16 protein-coding genes are annotated in these 18736 nt (G+C 43.2%); all 16 read right to left on the reverse strand.

Annotation, left to right across the window (positions count from 1 at the left end; all coding sequences use genetic code 11):
* Nucleotides 1-183 precede the first annotated feature (183 nt).
* Nucleotides 184-738 (reverse strand): general stress protein, encoded by a 555-nt coding sequence (locus tag BK582_RS24695; RefSeq protein ID WP_078597616.1) that lies wholly within the window; start codon nt 736-738, stop codon nt 184-186.
* Between the two features lie 125 nt (nt 739-863).
* Nucleotides 864-3578 carry a P-loop NTPase family protein gene (locus BK582_RS24700; protein WP_078597618.1) on the reverse strand — a complete coding sequence of 905 codons (2715 nt, stop codon included), beginning with the start codon at nt 3576-3578 and terminating at the stop codon, nt 864-866.
* Between the two features lie 334 nt (nt 3579-3912).
* Nucleotides 3913-5628, reverse strand: a complete 1716-nt coding sequence (locus BK582_RS24705) for an ABC transporter ATP-binding protein (RefSeq protein WP_078597620.1) — start codon at nt 5626-5628, stop codon at nt 3913-3915.
* Nucleotides 5629-5969: 341 nt separating this feature from the next.
* Nucleotides 5970-6878 carry a C40 family peptidase gene (locus BK582_RS24710; protein WP_078597622.1) on the reverse strand — a complete coding sequence of 303 codons (909 nt, stop codon included), beginning with the start codon at nt 6876-6878 and terminating at the stop codon, nt 5970-5972.
* On the reverse strand, nt 6878-7972 hold the full coding sequence (locus BK582_RS24715) for a dipeptide epimerase (RefSeq protein ID WP_078597624.1): 1095 nt from the start codon (nt 7970-7972) through the stop codon (nt 6878-6880). Before BK582_RS24715 ends, BK582_RS24710 begins: the two co-directional genes overlap by 1 nt.
* A complete protein-coding gene (locus tag BK582_RS24720) occupies nt 7969-8949 on the reverse strand; it encodes an ABC transporter ATP-binding protein (protein ID WP_078597626.1) in 981 nt (326 codons plus the stop codon). The genes BK582_RS24715 and BK582_RS24720 overlap by 4 nt, the downstream gene beginning before the upstream one ends.
* 23 nt (nt 8950-8972) lie before the next feature.
* Nucleotides 8973-9707 (reverse strand): gamma-glutamyl-gamma-aminobutyrate hydrolase family protein, encoded by a 735-nt coding sequence (locus BK582_RS24725; RefSeq protein WP_078597628.1) that lies wholly within the window; start codon nt 9705-9707, stop codon nt 8973-8975.
* 22 nt (nt 9708-9729) lie between these two features.
* Entirely contained in the window at nt 9730-10665 is a 936-nt protein-coding gene (locus BK582_RS24730; RefSeq protein ID WP_078597630.1) for a S66 peptidase family protein, read from the reverse strand.
* A gap of 177 nt (nt 10666-10842) precedes the next feature.
* A complete protein-coding gene (locus BK582_RS24735; RefSeq protein ID WP_078597632.1) occupies nt 10843-12492 on the reverse strand; it encodes a peptide ABC transporter substrate-binding protein in 1650 nt (549 codons plus the stop codon).
* A 360-nt stretch (nt 12493-12852) separates the two neighbouring features.
* Nucleotides 12853-13866 (reverse strand): ABC transporter ATP-binding protein, encoded by a 1014-nt coding sequence (locus tag BK582_RS24740; RefSeq protein ID WP_078597634.1) that lies wholly within the window; start codon nt 13864-13866, stop codon nt 12853-12855.
* A gap of 3 nt (nt 13867-13869) precedes the next feature.
* Nucleotides 13870-14820, reverse strand: coding sequence for an ABC transporter permease (locus tag BK582_RS24745; RefSeq protein WP_078597636.1), 951 nt, complete (start codon nt 14818-14820; stop codon nt 13870-13872).
* 1 nt (nt 14821) lies between these two features.
* A complete protein-coding gene (locus BK582_RS24750) occupies nt 14822-15754 on the reverse strand; it encodes an ABC transporter permease (RefSeq protein ID WP_088035986.1) in 933 nt (310 codons plus the stop codon).
* A 412-nt stretch (nt 15755-16166) separates the two neighbouring features.
* The gene (locus BK582_RS24755; RefSeq protein ID WP_078597638.1) at nt 16167-16568 is read right to left on the reverse strand and encodes a DUF3221 domain-containing protein; all 402 of its coding nucleotides are present in this window, start codon (nt 16566-16568) and stop codon (nt 16167-16169) included.
* A gap of 71 nt (nt 16569-16639) precedes the next feature.
* Entirely contained in the window at nt 16640-17095 is a 456-nt protein-coding gene (locus BK582_RS24760; protein ID WP_078597640.1) for a GNAT family N-acetyltransferase, read from the reverse strand.
* A gap of 39 nt (nt 17096-17134) precedes the next feature.
* Complete coding sequence (locus tag BK582_RS24765; protein WP_078597642.1) at nt 17135-17887, reverse strand: SAM-dependent methyltransferase; 753 nt, start codon at nt 17885-17887, stop codon at nt 17135-17137.
* A gap of 203 nt (nt 17888-18090) precedes the next feature.
* A complete protein-coding gene (locus BK582_RS24770; RefSeq protein WP_338066843.1) occupies nt 18091-18660 on the reverse strand; it encodes a hypothetical protein in 570 nt (189 codons plus the stop codon).
* Nucleotides 18661-18736 lie beyond the last annotated feature (76 nt).

Below are 18736 nucleotides of genomic sequence, written 5' to 3' on the forward strand. Positions count from 1 at the left end.
TTATCCGGTGTCCTTGTTGCGATATTTACCTCCCTTGTTGCGATATTCACCTGCCTTGTTGCGAAAATGAACCCACTTCTTCGAAATTAAAGGGGCACGAAATTAAGCACCAGTCACTTTTTCTCCAAAATAAACAGAAACCCATCCCTGGCAATCGGGGATGGGTTTTGATCATCAATTATTTTACACGCTTCCTTTATCTGTTTCGTCCAGACCAGGATACATATGCGTGTTTGCTGTATTATTGTCACGGAACGTTGTATAAACGTCCTGATGCTTATCTTCCTCTGCCTCTACTAATACAACAGTGTAGCCATCTTTAATATATTTCTCGTATTCTTTAGCATCTTCTTCAGGGATACCTGCTCCAGTCAGTGCACCGACAATCGCACCACCGCCGGCACCTATTATACCGCCTTCAATCGCTGCAGCGATCGGGCCTGCTGCCATGATTGGGCCTGCACCTGGAATAGCAACTAAGCCAAGACCTGCTAAACCGCCTAATACAACACCGCTTCCTGCACCAATGCCGGCACCTTTACCTGATTTCTTTCCTTTATTATTATCTTTTGTATCTGTAACATCCGCATCTGTCTTATCTTCAATTGCATCAGCATCATCGCCTTTTGCAAAGACGGAAATATCATCACGTTTAAAACCGCTCTTCTCTAATTGCTCGATTACTCTGATTGCTTCCTCTTGTTCTTTAAATACGCCACCAATAATCTTCTTATCCATTAGTAAATCCTCCTTTGAAATTATGATGATGATACTGCCTTTACTAATGGTTGTACCCGCATATAATCTGTGCAAACATGAAATCCCCGGCCACAATGCAGCCGGGGATTATTGACTCTATACAATTATGTTACGTAAGGCTGATCTTCACTTGCTCTTTTCATCATTTCGCACTGCAGAAGCCTGACTTCAAATATTTTTAGCGGATCATAGAAATGTTCCGGGCTCTGTTTGATTTTTTCAAGCTTATCAATAACCTGCCCCTTCTCTGCTTCCGCTTCAGTTATCGTTTTGCTGAGCTCTAGGAAAGGACCCTCGAAGAACAATGAAACATCAGCCTTCAGTGCTTTCTCGAACAAGTCAAACTCAAGGAATGTTTTCTTAACCACCGATTCTGTTACATCCTCATAGCTGTCATTTTCCACAGCGCGCTTATACTGGTTATATAACATATTTTTGTTTTGCTGAATATTACCGAACAGTTTTCCGGCACTTTTCAGGAAAAACTGTGAGGGTTTGGAACGGTTCATAATATTTTCATCTTCAAAATCGATTCTGTGTGTGATCCGGTTGATATCTCTGCGCCAGTCAGAGAGAACCTGGAAGTCACACTGAAGGTTAAGCTTTTCTTCTTCATAAAGGCTATTCAGCGTTTCATTCATCCCATCGAGGTACTCCTGCACAGCGCGAAGCTCTTCTTCAGAGCCGTCAAGCCATTGCTGGAGTTCCAGGCGCAATCCAGGTACCACATTGTCATGAATGTGCTTCCTTATTGCCTCATTCATTCTCTCGTCAAGTTCTTCATGGAGGTTGCGGAAGTCGCTGTCTTCTTTAATATAGTCTGCACATTCCTTTAAAAGGCCAGGAACTTTCTTCCTCAGATCACGCTTTGCCTCTTCTTTTACTGCCCGGTATGATTCCGTAATTATCTGTGATTTATCCTGTTCTGTATCTTTGAGAGAATTAACAAGGCCTTTAAGCCTTTCCATAATGTCTTCATTGAATACAACATTGTCATTATAAGTATTCTCCATTGCAGTTCTTTTTTCCAGCAGGTCAGATAATACGTATCGGATAAGGCTTATAAGCTTAGCAATCTGCTGCTCAGAACTTTTTGCTGAATGAAGCGTGAAACTTCCATTAATAAATTCCACGAGATCATGCACTTCTCCATAACCTGCATTCTGAGAAGGAAAGGAAAAGACCCGTGCTTCCGGAAACACATCTTTTATTTTTTCCCTTACTTCTTCGGCAATGTATTGGTCGTATACAGATTTGTCACGATCATTCAATAAGAAATGCACCTGTAAACCTGGAGCATTTTCATATATATCCATGAGCAGCTGGAACTCCTCTTCGGAGAAAGGCCTTCTTCCGTCCAGTACATAAAGCATCCCATCTGAAACATTTAAGTATCTGGATGCTTCATTTTGGCTGATGCTTCTCCCGTTGAATACAGGAGTGCTGATTAATGAACAATTAAGCTCTTCGAGGAATGACGAAGGCCATGTAAGCTCTACTACCGTATAATCAGGCAGTGCTGCTATATCCTCTACAGGCTGGCTTCCTTCTTCTGTTACTTCATTCATACTTTGCAGTTCAGGATGATTATCAATAAACATCGTTATTTGTTCGTCACCTGAGAGCCTTTCGTTAAGAAGAGAATTAATCACCTCTTCTTTTCCACTGCCTGCTGATCCGGTCACAAGAAGATGTGTTTTGTTTTTCGTCAGCCTGGAAACCATCCATTTAACTTTCCCGCTCATTTTAAGCTGATTCGATTCAGCCCATGTTAATACAGTCTGAAGCAGGTCAAGAGTTTCTTCCAGGTTTCCGCTCACATGATCATAATTAAACAGGACATTTTCAGCTGCCTTCAATGTGTCACCATCAAGAGATGACGGGAAGTACTCTGTCCAGGCCATAACAGCTGCTGCCGGAAACAGTGCCCTTTTTTCACTCGTAAACTTAAACCAGTTCCTCAATAAGCCAGGAATTACTGTTTCCACCTGTTTTATCAGGTATTCTCCTGTCATCAGTTCCATATAACTTTCGTGATGTAGAGCAGCAATTTCTTCCAACGGAGCATAGTCCACTTCCACTTCAGAAAACAGCGTATTGGCCATATTCATCCAGGGAAGGAAAGTGTCCCTTTTTTTATAGCTCATCCAGAGTGAAGCTGTAAATTGTGAAAAGCTTTGCCGGTCCGTTTCGTTGAGTACTTTTGCTGTGTCGTAAAAGTATTCCGGAGAAAAGTCTTTTGTGTGGCCATTATCAATATAGGACCTCAGTATACCGAACCATTTTAACGACCCTGTCCGCTTCGCTTCAGCAGCTGCAAGTTCAACTGCATTATTCCAGTCCTCCTGTTCTTCATAGAAGGTTCTCGCAAGCTCCGTAACATTTGGATAGTCCGGGTCAATTGAGATTGCTTTTTTAATATACTTATAGACCTTTTCCGTATTTCCCTTTTCTCCATAAAGAGAGAACAGCTGCAGCGCTGTTTCTACAGAAAGAACCGTGCTGTCTGTTTTAATTGATGTATACGTATTTTCAGCCTCGCTGTACCATCCAAGCTCGTAATAAGCGTCTCCAATATTCTTCTTTGCCCATGGCTCCAGCTCCCCGCTGACATTTTCCCACTTATAAATGGCCGCTTCTATATCCTTATGGTGAAAATACAGTTCTCCCTGGGCAAATCTGATATGAGATAAATCAGTATTTTCCTTTGCGTGCTCCACAAAGAACATCTCTCCCAGGGCAGGAAGGGGATGCTGAGCCTCCACGTTTTCAAGCAACTGCCTGTAATATGTTTTATGGATAAAATGTTCATCTGCCATGTCTTTCTACCTCCAGCATAAAATAAGTACAAATTAATCTGACAAAACAAGTTCATTTTTGATAAAATTCTCCACATACATCGTTCGTTCAAGGGACATGTTTTCAGACCATAAAGTGAAACTTCAATCAGTGGAATTTGTGCCTCGCCCACTGATTGTTAGTTCAACCAATTGGGATGTTATTAACGTCCGTTATAGCCCACCTTAACATCTTCGCTCCTGCCCATATTTTTAGTTGGGCGTTTTACGGACGGCTACATCGGGATAAATATCTTATTCCCTTATTTAAACTCTTATAACGAATTGTTTCTTCCAATTAACCTAAATACGAGATTTATTGCTGGTACTGGACTTTATGCAGACTGGCGAAGACCCCGCCTTTTCTCACAAGCTCTTCATGAGTACCTTCTTCAGCAATTCCTTCCGGGGTGACAACTATTATACGGTCAGCATTCCGTATGGTTGCAAGCCTGTGGGCTATTACAAGCGTTGTCCGGTTTTCCGCCAGCTCGGACAAAGCCTGCTGAATAATAAGCTCTGTCCCTGTATCAAGAGCCGAAGTTGCCTCATCAAGTATTAAAATTGGCGGATTTTTGAGGAACATTCTTGCGATTGCAATTCTTTGCTTTTGCCCTCCCGAAAGCTTAAGGCCCCTTTCGCCAATTTGTGTTTCGTATCCATCTGGCAGGGAGTGTATAAACTCTTCTAAGTGAGCCCGCCGTGCGGCTTCTGCGATTTCTTCATCTGATGCATCCAGCATTCCGTATGCTATGTTTTCTTTTAATGTACCGGTGAACAGAAAGACATCCTGCTGCACGATGCCGATTTGGGAGCGAAGCGACTCTTTCGTCATTTGTCTGACATCAATCCCATCTATTGTAACAGCACCCCCATCCACATCGTAAAATCTTGGTACAAGTGAACAGATCGTTGTTTTGCCAGCACCGGATGGGCCAACGAAGGCTACTGTTTCACCAGCGTTAATTTCAAGATCTATTCCTTGTAAAACTCGTTTACTGTTCTCATAGCTGAAACTGACATTTTCAAGCTGGATATCCCCTCTCAGCGGAGGAGCTTTGATTGCATCCGGTGCATTTTTCACTTCCGGTTCTGTATCAATCATTTCTGTAAAGCGCCTGAAACCAGCCATTCCTTTCGGATACAGCTCCATTAATGCGCTTATTTTATCAATAGGTTTAAAAAGAACGTTCACATAAAGGATGAAAGCTACGAGCTCTCCGTAGGATAATCTTCCCGTAAAACTAAGCCATGCCCCATAAACGAGAACTACGAGGATTATAAACCTTGTCAGCATGTATATTCCTGACAGGCTGAAGGCCATGACCCGGTAAGAACGGATTTTTGCCTTTCTGAATTTCTTGTTTTCACGTGTGAAACGGGAAATTTCAAAACGTTCATTTGTAAAAGACTGTACAACACGGACACCTGACACACTGTCTTCCACTCTTGCATTTACGTCCGCAATATCCTTAAACATCTGCCTCCACGCCTTGTTCATCTGCAGGTTACAAAAAATAATCAGTCCTACAAGAATCGGCACAATAAGCAGGATAACTAAGGCGAGGTTAACATTAATTGTCAGCATAATCCAGAAAGCACCCACAAAAGTCATGATCGCAATAAACATATCTTCCGGGCCATGGTGCGCCAGTTCTCCTATATCAAAAAGGTCGTTCGTGAACCGGCTCATAATATGGCCGGTTTTTGTATTATCAAAATAACGAAAGCTTTGTTTCTGTACATGCTGGAACAGCTCTTCACGCATATCAGTTTCAATATTAATGCCTAATTTATGGCCCCAGTAGTTAACTATGTACTGCAGAAAGGTACTAAAACCGTATACAAGAAAAAGCCCAACACCTACCAGCACTATGGTGGACCAGTCGCCTGTTGGTAAGAGTGAATCCACGAACCACTGGACGGCAAGAGGAAAAGCCAGTTCAAGAATTGCTACAACTACAGCACTGCTGAAGTCTGCAGCAAACAGTTTTTTATGAGGTATATAATAAGATAAAAACCGACGAATCAACCAGGCCACCCCTTCTGCATATCTGTTGTTAATAATAGAATTATAGGTTTGCTGTCGGAATTTAGCAACCTTAAGATGCTAAAATTGTGAAAATATACATACTATTCAGCAGTTTAATTAGACGGCTTAGGTCTGACAAACAAACCAGGTAACAATCTGTTTTGATTTCCCCACATAAAGAAAATTCGCTGATTGGCGAGCCTTTGGCGATGACAGAGGCGTAGTTGCACTTATACTTTAGCCTTAAAAATTTTCACTGATCGAATCAACTTCACCGCAAAAATTTTATACTTTCTAAAAAGTGCAAAAAAAGGACAGGATTTCCCTGTCCTTTTTTTGCATTACCAGAATCTTCTCGCTGTACAATAGTCTTTATCGTACTTAGTAGTGCCGATCTCCACAACTTCAATCCCTTTTCCAGTACTTGGCGCGTGGATCATTTTATTATCACCGTAATACATGCCTACGTGATAAACCCTTCCTTGTCCTTCTTCTTTAGCAAAATAGAGGCAGTCCCCTTTTTTCAGGGAAGCTCTTTCCACCAATTCTCCCTGCCTCGCCTGATCAGAAGCATCCCGGGGAATGGTAATACCAAACGTTCTGTGAATAGTATAGGTGAATCCGGAGCAGTCAAAACCGAAGCCGCTCATTCCTCCCCATAAATATTGCAGGCCAAGAAAGGCAGCGCCTGTTTCCACCAGCTTTTCTCCATTCACATTTTCGGATTCTTCCTGGCTATCAATCACTTCAGCATCAGCAGCTTTTATTAGCCTATCACCATCAGGTGTTTTAACTGTTATCCAGTCCTCTGTCTCATTGACAAGAGGAAGCCTCGTCTGGAAGCTGACCTCCAGCACAGGTTCCGTACCTTCATACAACCATGCAGTCTGAGCTGTTACAGCAACGGAAGCAGTGGTGTCTGTGACATCTGTTTTTTCCCGGGAAATCACCTGATTTTTCGGAAGCCAGCCTGGGTAGCCTCCATCGTCCTTTGAAGATGGCTGCTCAGGGACCAGAACGTGAAACCACTCGCCTTTTTCCTCTTTTACTGTCACTTGCTGCCCATACAGTACTTGGCTCTGCACAAGATTATTATCGCACAGAAGCCTTCGCTCTTCTGTCGTCATCTCCTTAAGCCAGTCTTTCATTTCAAGTGGATAGCTGACTGCTTTTTCATCAATCTTCCTTGGCGCTTCAGGATTTGTCCATATGGTAGCAACAGGCACCCTGACAATATACTCTCTGCTCATCACAGAACCTCCTCATAATCAGCTATTCCTGTAATTCCAAGCCCTGGTTCGTTCTGAAGATAGATTTTATTTTTTTCATACCGCAGCCCGCCCTGAAAGATATCCTGTTTCAGCATAAGGGGAGCGTCGAAGTCGAATCTCGTAATATTTTTTTTACTGGCGGCAAAGTGGGCTGCAGCAGAAATTCCAAGCCTTGTCTCGATCATACTCCCTACCATGCACTCGATGCCCGCCATTTGAGCCATCCGGTTTATAAATTCGGCCTGGTATATTCCCCCTGCTTTCATTAATTTAATATTAATCAGGTCAGCACAGCGGTTCCTGATTACCTCAAAAGCATCTTCAGGTGAAAAAACACTTTCATCTGCCATAATCGGGGTGGCGACGTTATCTGTCACCATTTTTAAGCCATCCAGATCCTTTGCTTTAACTGGCTGTTCAATCAGTTCAATATTAAGTCCCATGTCCTCCATCTTGCGAATGGAATAAACCGCTTCTTTTGCTTCCCAGCCCTGGTTAGCGTCAAGGCGGATTTTAATATTGCTGCCAGCTCTGTTTCTTACCTCTATTATGCGTTCAATATCTTTAGCAATCTCGTCTTTACCTACTTTAATCTTCAAAACGTTAAATCCATTTTCCACATACTGAGCTGCGTCTTCTCCCATTTCATCCGGAGAATTTACACTCACTGTATAATCTGTTTCAAGCGCATTTTGATAACCGCCTAAATACTGATACAGAGGGAGACCAGCTTTTTTGGACAGCAAGTCATAAACAGCCATATCAACCGCAGCTTTCGCACTTGTATTCCCTGCGATCGCCTTGTGCAGTTTTTCAAACACACGTTCAAAATCCGCTGCATCCTCTCCCAGCAACGCTGGTTTAATAGATTGAATGACCGCTGATTCAATACTATCGAGACTTTCCCCAGTAATAACTACTGTAGGAGGTGCTTCTCCCCAGCCTGTTAATCCGTCATCACTATGTACCCTGACAATAACCGCTTCGGCTGTTTCTACTGTTCTTAATGCTGTTTTAAAAGGCTTCTTTAACGGAACGGCTATTCTGTTTGTCTCAATTCCCCTGATAATCATGCTTTACCCCCATTTTCAATCCCGTCATACAGATGGCACGCTACAAAGTGGCCTGGGCGCGCTTCCTGCCAGCCTGGCTTCACCTGTGAGCAAATATCCATAGCCTCAGGGCATCTTGTCCTGAAAACACACCCGCTCGGCGGGTTTACCGGGCTCGGAACATCTCCCTGGAGGATTACCCTTTCCCGTGTTTCTTCTATCTCTGGGTCAGGGACCGGAATAGAGGAAAGCAGTGCCTGTGTATACGGATGAAGGGGATGCTCATATAATTCTTCACTCTCCGCCAGTTCCATCATTCCGCCCAGGTACATCACTCCAATCCGGTCGCTTATATGCTTTACCATGGAAAGGTCGTGTGCGATAAATAAGTAAGTCAGCCCGTGCTCTTTTTGCAATTTCTGCATCAGATTAACTACTTGCGCCTGAATGGAAACATCGAGAGCCGATATAGGTTCATCGGCTATGATAAAATCAGGATCAACTGCCAGCGCTCGCGCGATGCCAATTCGCTGCCTCTGCCCTCCGCTGAATTCATGAGGAAACCTTACAGCATGCTCCTTGCTTAGCCCAACTGTTTCCAGCAGTTCGTGTACACGCTTTTGCCTCTCTTTTCCCCGGTACAGGCCATGAATGTCCATACCTTCCGCAATAATGTCTTCCACGGTCATTCTTGGGTTTAAAGAAGCATATGGATCCTGGAAAATCATTTGTATTTTTCTGTTGAACTTCTTAATATTCCGCCCGCTGATCTTATGGACATTCTCTCCCTCATACAGCACTTCTCCTTCTGTTGCGTGATACAGGCGGATGATCGTCCTGCCTGTAGTAGACTTGCCGCAGCCTGATTCGCCAACTAGACCAAGAGTTTCCCCTCTATATATTGCAAAAGAAACATCGTTGACGGCTTTCAGTACCTCTCCTTTTCCTACTGTAAAATGCTTTTTCAGATTTTTAACTTCCAGAAGCTTTTCCCGCATGTTCTCTCCAACTCCCCTCGTCCTTATACGGTTGTACGCTGTCTTTTATTCGTTTGTCTGCAGGCTTCAACAAATGCGCCAAACAGCAACAGGGAAGGTTGGTTTCCCGAAGCTGTCATACATTCCGGATGCCATTGAACGCCTATCACAAAGGGATGCTCCCTGCTTTCGAAGGCTTCTGTAATTCCGTCACTGGAGCAGGCGCTCACGTAAAATTCCGGAGCCAGGTTTCTGACTGCCTGATGGTGGTAGCTGTTAACTTTATATTTTTCCTGATTGGTAATTTGTTTTAAAAGGCTTCCCTCTGCCACATTAATATAGTGGGAGGCATGGGAACGGGGAGCTTTTTGGCTGTGCTGTAAAAGCTGCCTGCCAATTTGCGAGTAGATATCCTGATACATATCGCCCCCTGCAGCAATATTCAATATTTGGCAGCCCCTGCAAATAGCCAGTACCGGCTTGCCCTCTTTCATCATCTCTCTGATAAGGTTAATCTCAAAAACATCTCTGGCTGGAGTGATAACCCCTAACCCAGGATGTGGCTCTTCTCCAAACAAGGTTGGGTCTATATCGCCCCCGCCTGTAACTAACAGCCCGTCAAGCTGGGCTGCAATCTGCTCCGCCTGCCCCTTATCTGTAAGATTCGGCAAAACGAGAGGCACACCTCCTGCTGCTGTAATTGAGTCAATATTATCGTAAGAAACTGACATTGTGCGCTCATCTTTAAAGGATGATGTAACTCCAATGATGGGTTTCATTATTTTCTCCTCCATTTAATCTCTAGCTGATACTGAACGGCTCCTCTACTTCAACAGTAAGCCTGGTTGTATCAAGAATTGCTTCTGCACCAACAGGAAAAGCGATATTAGGACTGCAGTGCCCTGTTTTAAAACCGCTTATAACCGGTTTGCCGGAAGAAACAATATGATCGTTAAAAACCTCTTCCAAAGTTAAAGACTCTTTCCGTTTTTTTGGTCCGCAGTCGTTGAAATCACATAAAAGTATTCCTTCAGAATCTTTTATTTTACCTGCCTGTTTTAACTGGTTAAGCATCCGGTCTATTTGATATGGTTCTTCGTCTGTTTCCTCAATAAAAAGCAGCTTACCTTTTGTATCGATCTCATACGGTGTTCCAAGCCCGCTTACAATCAGCGAAAGGTTTCCTCCAATTAGTTTGCCTTCTCTTCTTCCGGGAGAGAGTACTTTTAATGGGCTGATTGCCTCTGTATAACTGAATGATGCTGGTTCTGCCAGCTTATCAAAGTTACGGTATGTCAGAGGGTGGACCTCCTCTTTTCCAATATCTGAACTAAGCATTGGACCATGAAATGTTACAAGCCCTGTCTTTTGAAAAATAGAAATATGAAGAAATGTAATATCGCTGTAACCCCAGAATACTTTTGGGTTATTTCTGATTACCTCATAATCAAGTAAAGGAGCTATTCTTGCAGATCCGTAACCGCCGCAGACAGAAAAAATTCCTTTGACTTCTTCATCCGCAAACATCTCCTGCATCTCTTCGGCCCTTTCCTGGTCTGTCCCTGCTAAATATCCTTTTTTCCTGGTAAGGCTGTTTCCGAATTTTACTTTGAAGCCTGATTTATTGAGAAATTCTTCTGCTTTTAATGCATTATTATGATCAGGCCAGCTTGCAGGTGCAACAACGGCTATCGTATCCCCTTGCTTTAATCTTTCCGGCTTAATAACAGCGGCCATAGTTAACTTCCTTTCATCGGCAGTTATTATGAAAAACCAAATTTCTTGTTTCATTTAACAGCGGGGCCGGTGTTTTGTTCAGCCCGTGAAACATTATCCGTGAAACAAGATTATTCGGGTGGTGACAGGCACTGAAAAAAGGGTGCTCATAAAGTATGAGCACCCTCATGAATCAGTTTACTGCAGGTCAGCCCATTTTAACTCAACAAACCCTACTGGATGACGTACAATATCCACTACTTCCGGCTTCTCCAGGAAAGTACTGTTATAGAAGTAAAGCGGCACAATTACAGCTTCTTCCATAAACACTTCCTCTGCCTGCTGCATCAGCTCAAAGCGTCTCTCCGGATCAACTTCCTGCAGGCTCTCAGCTACTAAAGAATCATATTCTTCGTTGCTCCAGCCTGTTCTGTTCATCGGATTTCCAGATGTAAAGTTATCCAGATAGTTCATCGGATCATTGTATCCTCCGAGGAAGCTGGAACGTGAATACTGAAGCTCGACATTTCGCTGTGCCTCAAGGAATACAGCCCATTCAGTATTTTCAAGCTTCACATCTACTCCCAGGTTCTGCTGAAGCATTTCCTGAACAGCCTGTGCTACTGTATGGTGCTGGTCATCTGTGTTATAGCTCAAGGTTACCTCAGGGAGTGTGTCGTATCCTTCTTCTTCCATTCCAAGCTCAAGTAGCTCACGTGCTTCGTCAACATTGAATTCATGCATGCTTCCTGCATTCTCTCTGTAAGTTCCTCCTGCCGGGTGGACAAATTCATTGTAAATATATCCATCCATTACCGGCTGGTTGCCCTGAATAATGTAGTCAACTATTTCCTGGCCATTGATCGCTTTTGCAAATGCTTTACGGATATTTTTGTTATGGAATGGCTCTTCTTCTACATTAAAACGCTGGAACTCAATTCCTGAACGAGGATAAATAGCAGCTTCATCACTCTCAATTAATTCTCCCATCATATCTGTCGGGATTCCCGAAACATGAAGTTCATTATTCTGGTATAGCTGGTAAGCTGTGTTTGTATCTTCGACCATCAAATATTCGACTGCATCAAGGTTTACAGTTTCAGCATCCCAGTAGTCTTCATTTTTTTCAACAAGAATGTATTCGTCCCGCTCCCATTCAGTTAAAGTGAACGGACCGTTAGTAACAAGCGTGTCAACACTGTTAGCCCAGTTTTCATCGTTTTCTGCTGTATCCTTATGTACTGGGAACAGCTGTGGCATAGCAACGATGGACGGGAAGAAATCAACTGGGTTTTCAAGTACTATTTCCAGAGTTTTCTCATCAACAGCAGTTACCTGAACGTCTTCTTCAGACCCTTCTCCTGTATTAAATGCTTCTGCCCCTGCAATCCAGTATGAATGATGAGCAGCTGGAGATGCGGTTTCCGGATCAGCAAGGCGCTTAAAGGAATATTCGAAATCCTCAGCAGTTACAGGGTCTCCATTGCTCCAGACAGCATCTTCACGAATATGGAAAGTGTACGTCAAACCGTCGTCAGATACATCCCAGTCTTCTGCCATCGCAGGAGCCGGAACAGGATCGTCCTTCTCCAGGCGGGTCAGCCCCTCCATGACATTGTTAAGAATACTGTAGGAATACTCGTCATTACCGATTGGCGGATCAAGTGAAGTAGGTTCCGATCCGTTATTAATAATGAGTCTCTTCTCTTCACCGTCATTACTGTTATTGCCGTTATTACCGTCGTTCTGCTCACCTGATGCATTATCATTTCCTGAACAGCCGGCAGCCAGGAGTGCAGCACCCAGCAAGCCTGTAAAAAACAACCCTTTCATCTTATGCTTTTTCATAAATGTTTCCCCCTTAGTTGTCCGTTTGGATTAGTGATTATCAGTCGAAGCCTGGCCTTCTGAAAAGCTATCACCTCCTAAAATTGCAGGTTTTGATGGTTGCGTATCAGGGTTCGTTGATTGAATGGTGGATTTCGTTGATTAGACATCCTATTTCGTTGATTGAATATATAATTTCGTTGATTGGACATCCTATTTCGTTGATTCAACCGCAGTTCGCCGATTGAACATCCAGTGTCGTTGATTGAACACCTGATTTCGTTGATTGGACCGCGGTTCGCATTGAACACCCAATTTTGTTGATAAAATACAGTTCCACGGATAAACCTGCCAACTTCAATTTCCCCGGAAAAAACCACATTACTTGATAGTTACCTTAGGACCCCGCATCCCGGCTGCTCTTTCATCTTGGAGCCAGCACATCGTTTGGTGCTGGCCGCTTAAATAAGTAACAGGCGGAGCATATTTACTGCATACTTCCATGGCATATTCACAGCGTTGAGCGAACGCGCAGCCAGCAGGAGGGGAGTATAAATCAGGTGGCGACCCGTATATTGGTATTAATGGTTTCGAACGGTCGCCGTCAAGCCGGGGAACAGATGCCAGCAGACCTTGTGTATATGGATGCTGAGTATCATAAAAAATTTCCTTAACTGTTCCGGACTCAATGATTTCTCCGGCGTACATCACGTTTATTCTGTCTGCTGCCTGGGCAACAACTCCAAGGTCATGAGTTATGAGAATAATAGCTACTCCTGTTTTTTCCTGTATTTCTTTAAATAGTTCCATAATCTGTGCCTGGATTGTTACATCAAGAGCTGTAGTTGGTTCATCGGCAATGATCAGAGAAGGTTTGCAGACAAGTGCCATAGCAATGACAATCCTTTGTCTCATCCCTCCGCTAAACTGATGGGGATAAAGCTTCAGCCTGGCCTCCGGATCTGCAAAACCAACAAGTCGCAGGAGATCCACCGCTTCCTTTTCCGCATCAGCTTTGCTAATATCCTGGTGGGTAAGCAGCCCCTCTGTAATCTGGTCCCCCACTGTCAGAGTCGGGTTCAGGCTTGTCATCGGATCCTGAAATATCATGCCGATTTCTTTCCCGCGTATTTTCTGCATCTCTTTTTCAGATAGTGCGGCGAGGTCCCGTCCGTTGAAATGAATGCTCCCACCTTTAATTTTTCCAGGCGGTTCAGGGATGAGCCTCATAATACTCTGGGCTGTGACACTCTTACCGCATCCTGATTCTCCGACTACAGCGATTGTTTCTCCTTTGCTAACATGGAAGCTGACTCCTCTGACTGCCTGCACCTCTCCCCCTTGCGCAGAAAATGAGACAGCGAGATTCTTTACTTCTAATAATTTCTCAGTCATGATTTACCTCCTAAGCTTCGGATCAAGGGCATCCCGCAGTCCGTCGCCGAATACATTAAATGCCAGCATGGTCAATGAGATGAAAAAGGCCGGGAAGAAAAGCCGCCACCAGTGGCCTGTATTAAGTACTCCAAGAGCGTCGTTTGCCATAGACCCCCAGCTTGCAACTGGCGCAGAAACGCCAAGTCCTAAAAAGCTTAAAAATGCTTCTGCAAAAATAGCTCCGGGAACGGTAAGTGTCATAGAAACAATTACCGGGCCCATTGTATTAGGTAGCAGGTGCTTTCTGATAATCCTTGATGTATTGGCTCCAAGAACCTTAGAAGCCAGCACATATTCATTATTTTTCAACTGAAGAACTTGTCCTCTTACAATCCTGGCCATGCCGATCCACCCTGTCAGGGTAAGAGCTATGATAATTGTAAAGAGGCCAGGACCCATAACGACCATAAGCAGAATAACAACAAGCAGGTATGGAAGCCCGTACAGAATATCAACAATACGCATCATGACGTTATCTGTACGCCCGCCTTTGTATCCTGAAATACCGCCGTAAATTACGCCAATTATAAATTCAATTAAAGCAGCGGCTAAACCGATAAATAGTGAGATTCTTGCTCCGTACCATGTCCGCGTGAACATATCCCGGCCCAGATTGTCTGTTCCGAACCAATGCTCTGCAGAAGGCGGCTGATTCTGGTTGCTTAAAGTCTGTTCTGAATAGGAATATGGAGTAAGCATCGGGCCAACAATTGCCATAATAGTCAGAAATATTATTGTGATGAGACCTGCGACTGCCAGTTTGTTTTTCAGCAGCCTCTGCCATGCGTCTTTCCAGAAGCCCACGCTTGGCCTGACGATGTTCTCAAGCTGGGCGGAATCTTTATTAAGCGGGACGAACAAATCGTCCGGGACAGAGGAATGCTCTGTCTTTTGCTTTGTTGGTATCCCCATGCTAGTCCTCCTTCGTATGCAGTTTAATTCTCGGGTCGATTATGCCGTATATGATATCTACAAGGAACATCATAAAAACAAGTATGGAACTGTAAATAACAGTCGTAGCCATAATCATGGGATAATCCCGGTTACTAATACTGTTAACGAAGTACTGCCCTATCCCTGGGATAGCAAAAATACGTTCAATAACAAAGCTTCCGGTAAGTACTGATGCAGTAAGCGCCCCCATAATCGTGACTACAGGAAGGAGTGCATTTCTTAATGCGTGCTTTACTACAATTTTCCTTGCTGACAGCCCTTTTGCTTTTGCTGTCCTGATATAATCCTGAGTGAGCACCTCAAGCATATTCGACCTTGTCAGCCTTGCAATAATCGCCATTGGCCCCGATGACAGAGCGAGGGCAGGGAGAATTACATGCCGCCATGTTCCCCATCTTGCCACAGGAAAGAAATCAAAATTTGCACCTATGTAGTTTATAAACAGCATTGACTGAATAAAGTTTGGAATAGATATACCAATTACAGCTACTATCATAGTTATGTAATCTATCATTTTGTTGTGCCTAAGAGCCGCCAGAACTCCCAGCGCAACCCCGCTTATTACAGAAAATACGAGAGAGGCTATCCCTAGCTGGAGAGAAGCTGGAAAACCGCTGCTTATCATGTCATTTACAGTACTCGACCTCGATGTCATTGAGGGCCCGAAATCAAGAGTGACGATATTTTTTATGTAGGAAAAATACTGAACTGGAAGTGGCTGGTCAAGATTATAGTAAGCCCTTAAATTTTCACTGGCTGCTGCTGATCCGCCAGAATCTCCTACGTCAAGAGGATCGCCGGGTATGGAGTGCATCAGAAAGAAGGTTAAAGTAATGATCACCCATATGGTTAAAATCATCCATGCGAACCGTTTTAAAATGTACTTCAGCAAATTGCTGTCCCCCTTTACTTCATGTTGTCTGCTACAAACTTGATTTACGTTCTGTTCCTATTGCTCGGAATTTTAATGATTTTAAGCAAGGAATCTGACAGACATACAGCCTTAACAAACAGAATATAATTATCATGCCAGCATTATATTCCAGCTACTAAGACAGTTATTTAATTATAGCAAAAACATTTTGACAATTGTATAATTATTTGAATTTTTAGTAAATAATAGGTCGAAATAAGCAGGTATCAATTGTAAAAGAGGGTTTTATATCGAATTTTAGAGAGTTAGACCCAATTTAATATAGTATTAATATTCTGTTGAATATAGGATAACCTATAGTGTGACATACGACGGGGAGAAGTCAGCCCGGGGATAGTAAAAATCGGGAACAGCAAATAAGCTGAACAAACTATTCATCTTCTATTATTTCAATATAGTAGGCTGATGTTTTACCTGGTAGTGATTCTCTGAGAATATCGCCATGAACACGTACTTTTTGGTTTACTCTGAGTTCCTTGAACATTGGATGGCCACCGGCTTCTTTATGTTTGGACACATAAATACTCTCAACACCATATCCGGTAAAATAGCCGGCCAATCTCTCACCTGTGCTCATCGGTTTATTGGCTATCCAGACGCCGCCAATTCTTTTAGAAACTACGTACCCCTCTATAGTTATGGAGTCCTCAGGTATATCTGCAACAGCAAGATTCGTTTCCTTATGAAGCAATGGGCTGTTCAGAGTGTAAAACATCACCCAGCCTGATAAAAAAATAAACAATATCCTTTTATTTGGCAGAGCCTCTCTCATGTTAAACACCCTCTTTCCTTCTGTTGGCCACGCCTTACTAGTACGGACTTTCTTAACACTTCAGGAAAAGCTTATCTATGTCCTTCTTTCCGTGCCTGAATATATCCATAATACGCACAGGTCCCATTCTGCGATAAATCCTTTACCTCAAAACCGCATCTTTTATAAAAATCAAAGTTGCTGGCTGAGGTATGAGCAAACCAGTCTCCATGTGGCAGCTTCTGAACACAAAGTTCCACAAGCTTTTTACCAATCCCTCTTCCACGGTATTCTGACAGAACGATCAAATCCATAATATTAGCAGCCATGATCCTGTCGGAAATAACCCGGACCATACCAACCATCTTGTTGCCATCCCATACTGTAAATGCCCAGGCAGAGTTTTCGAATATTAAAGTGAATTTTTCTTTTTGCCAGGCTGGTGTCTCTCTGGCCCACCCTGCATCCTCAAATAAAGCTTCAACAGAATCAGCGGGTACCCCTTCCGTACCCTCCCTTATTACTACTCCATTAAAATATTGATACAACCTTCCTCACTCCACTCCAGGGATTGCATATTGTTTAAATCAGCTCTTATTAAGTTTTGCAAGAAATGTCATTGCTGTGTTTAAAGGAACCTGCTCATGGAATTCCCAGTTGTCATAATCCATTTCGCCCCCTGGTTCACAATGAACCAAATACAAATTCCGGTCCCTGAGGAGCAATCTTAAATCCGCAGGAGAATAGCATCGTAATGATTGAGTTACTTGTCCAGCGGAGTCCATTTTATTCCGCCAAGTATCAAGCATTCTGCATTGCTCCGAGTTAAAGTCATACCTTCTGGTGACACTTTCTGAAATATTTAATTCTTTCCCGGCCACTTTAGCCCAGTACCAGGGCGTGTAAACATCAATAAAGGCTGTCCCATCCTGTTTCAGCCAGTTCTCTATTCTTGTTAACAGTCTTTCCTGATCCCTGTCTGTGCCGATCCCAAATCCATCCCAATAGCAAACCGCGTCAAATTCTTCTTCCAGCTCCAACGTATAAAAATCTCCATTAATAATACGCAAATGGTCCTGAACGTTTCTTTCCGCTGCAAGTTGACGGATGTACCGCGCAGCTTCCTCGACCAGCTCAATAACAGTAACCTTATAACCGCGCTCTGCGGCAGCAACTGCAAAATGACCTTTTCCTCCGCCTAATTCAAGGATGTTATGTACAGGTTTTTCAGATAAGCCTTCCATTTTTCTGATTGATCCTTCTTGATACTTAATAGCTTCATCATCGTCCATACTCATCCACTCGTATTGCTTATGGTAGAATTCCTTAACCCATTCCATTTAAAGCCACTCCTTCAGTGTTTATTTTTTACTAATGAGCGGCATTAAAATCTTGATTCCGTATTCCCAATTTAGTGCCCTCCTTCAGTTATATTTACTTAGTTGGCACTATAAACGTCTCTATAACCTCAGTAATTAAGTTCACTCTATTAAATAAGACGATTAAGATAGCATCCCAAGTTTAAATAGCCATGTTTACAATTTTATCTATCAGTTCTGAATCCTCCTCTATCCCCAGCTTGGTGCAAAGAGGAACTATGAACCGTTTTAAATTCATGGACTATACTTTTCATAACAGTCATGATTTCCATGGTGCTTCTCCCGCATTCCCAGCTTTCCAGAAGGGACTTCTGCCAAGGATCCAGCTTACTTCTCCCGCCTTCATATTTAGCCCAATCTCCAAACGCATTTGGCTGGACTCCCTTCTCCATATACCAGGCAGCCGATATAGCCAGCCTTAAATTATCAACAGACTGTAATGCATAGTAATACTCTTTTCTCATCGCTCTTCTATATGCTTCGTGGAGATGAGCGAAAAACTTCGTCCTCCACACCTCAATTTCTTCAGGCGATGGTTCATAAGTATATTTCATTGATTTTTCTAAGATGCTGGCCATCATCCCATTCGTATCTTTTATAATCTTGATATTTTGCAGCCAGACAGTTGGCTGAATTTTATCCGGAGTATAATAGAAGACGTCCACTTTCACAAAACAATCGTAGTGAGCAACAGTGTACACTGATAAAGAATCTGTATCTTCAAAATAAATCACTTCCCCCCAATTTCGGGGACGCGCATTTTTGGCTGCAATAAAGTTATGTAGTTTCTCCTGTCCTACAACTATTCTG

Source organism: Evansella clarkii (genome assembly GCF_002019695.1).
Classification (GTDB): domain Bacteria; phylum Bacillota; class Bacilli; order Bacillales; family Salisediminibacteriaceae; genus Evansella; species Evansella clarkii.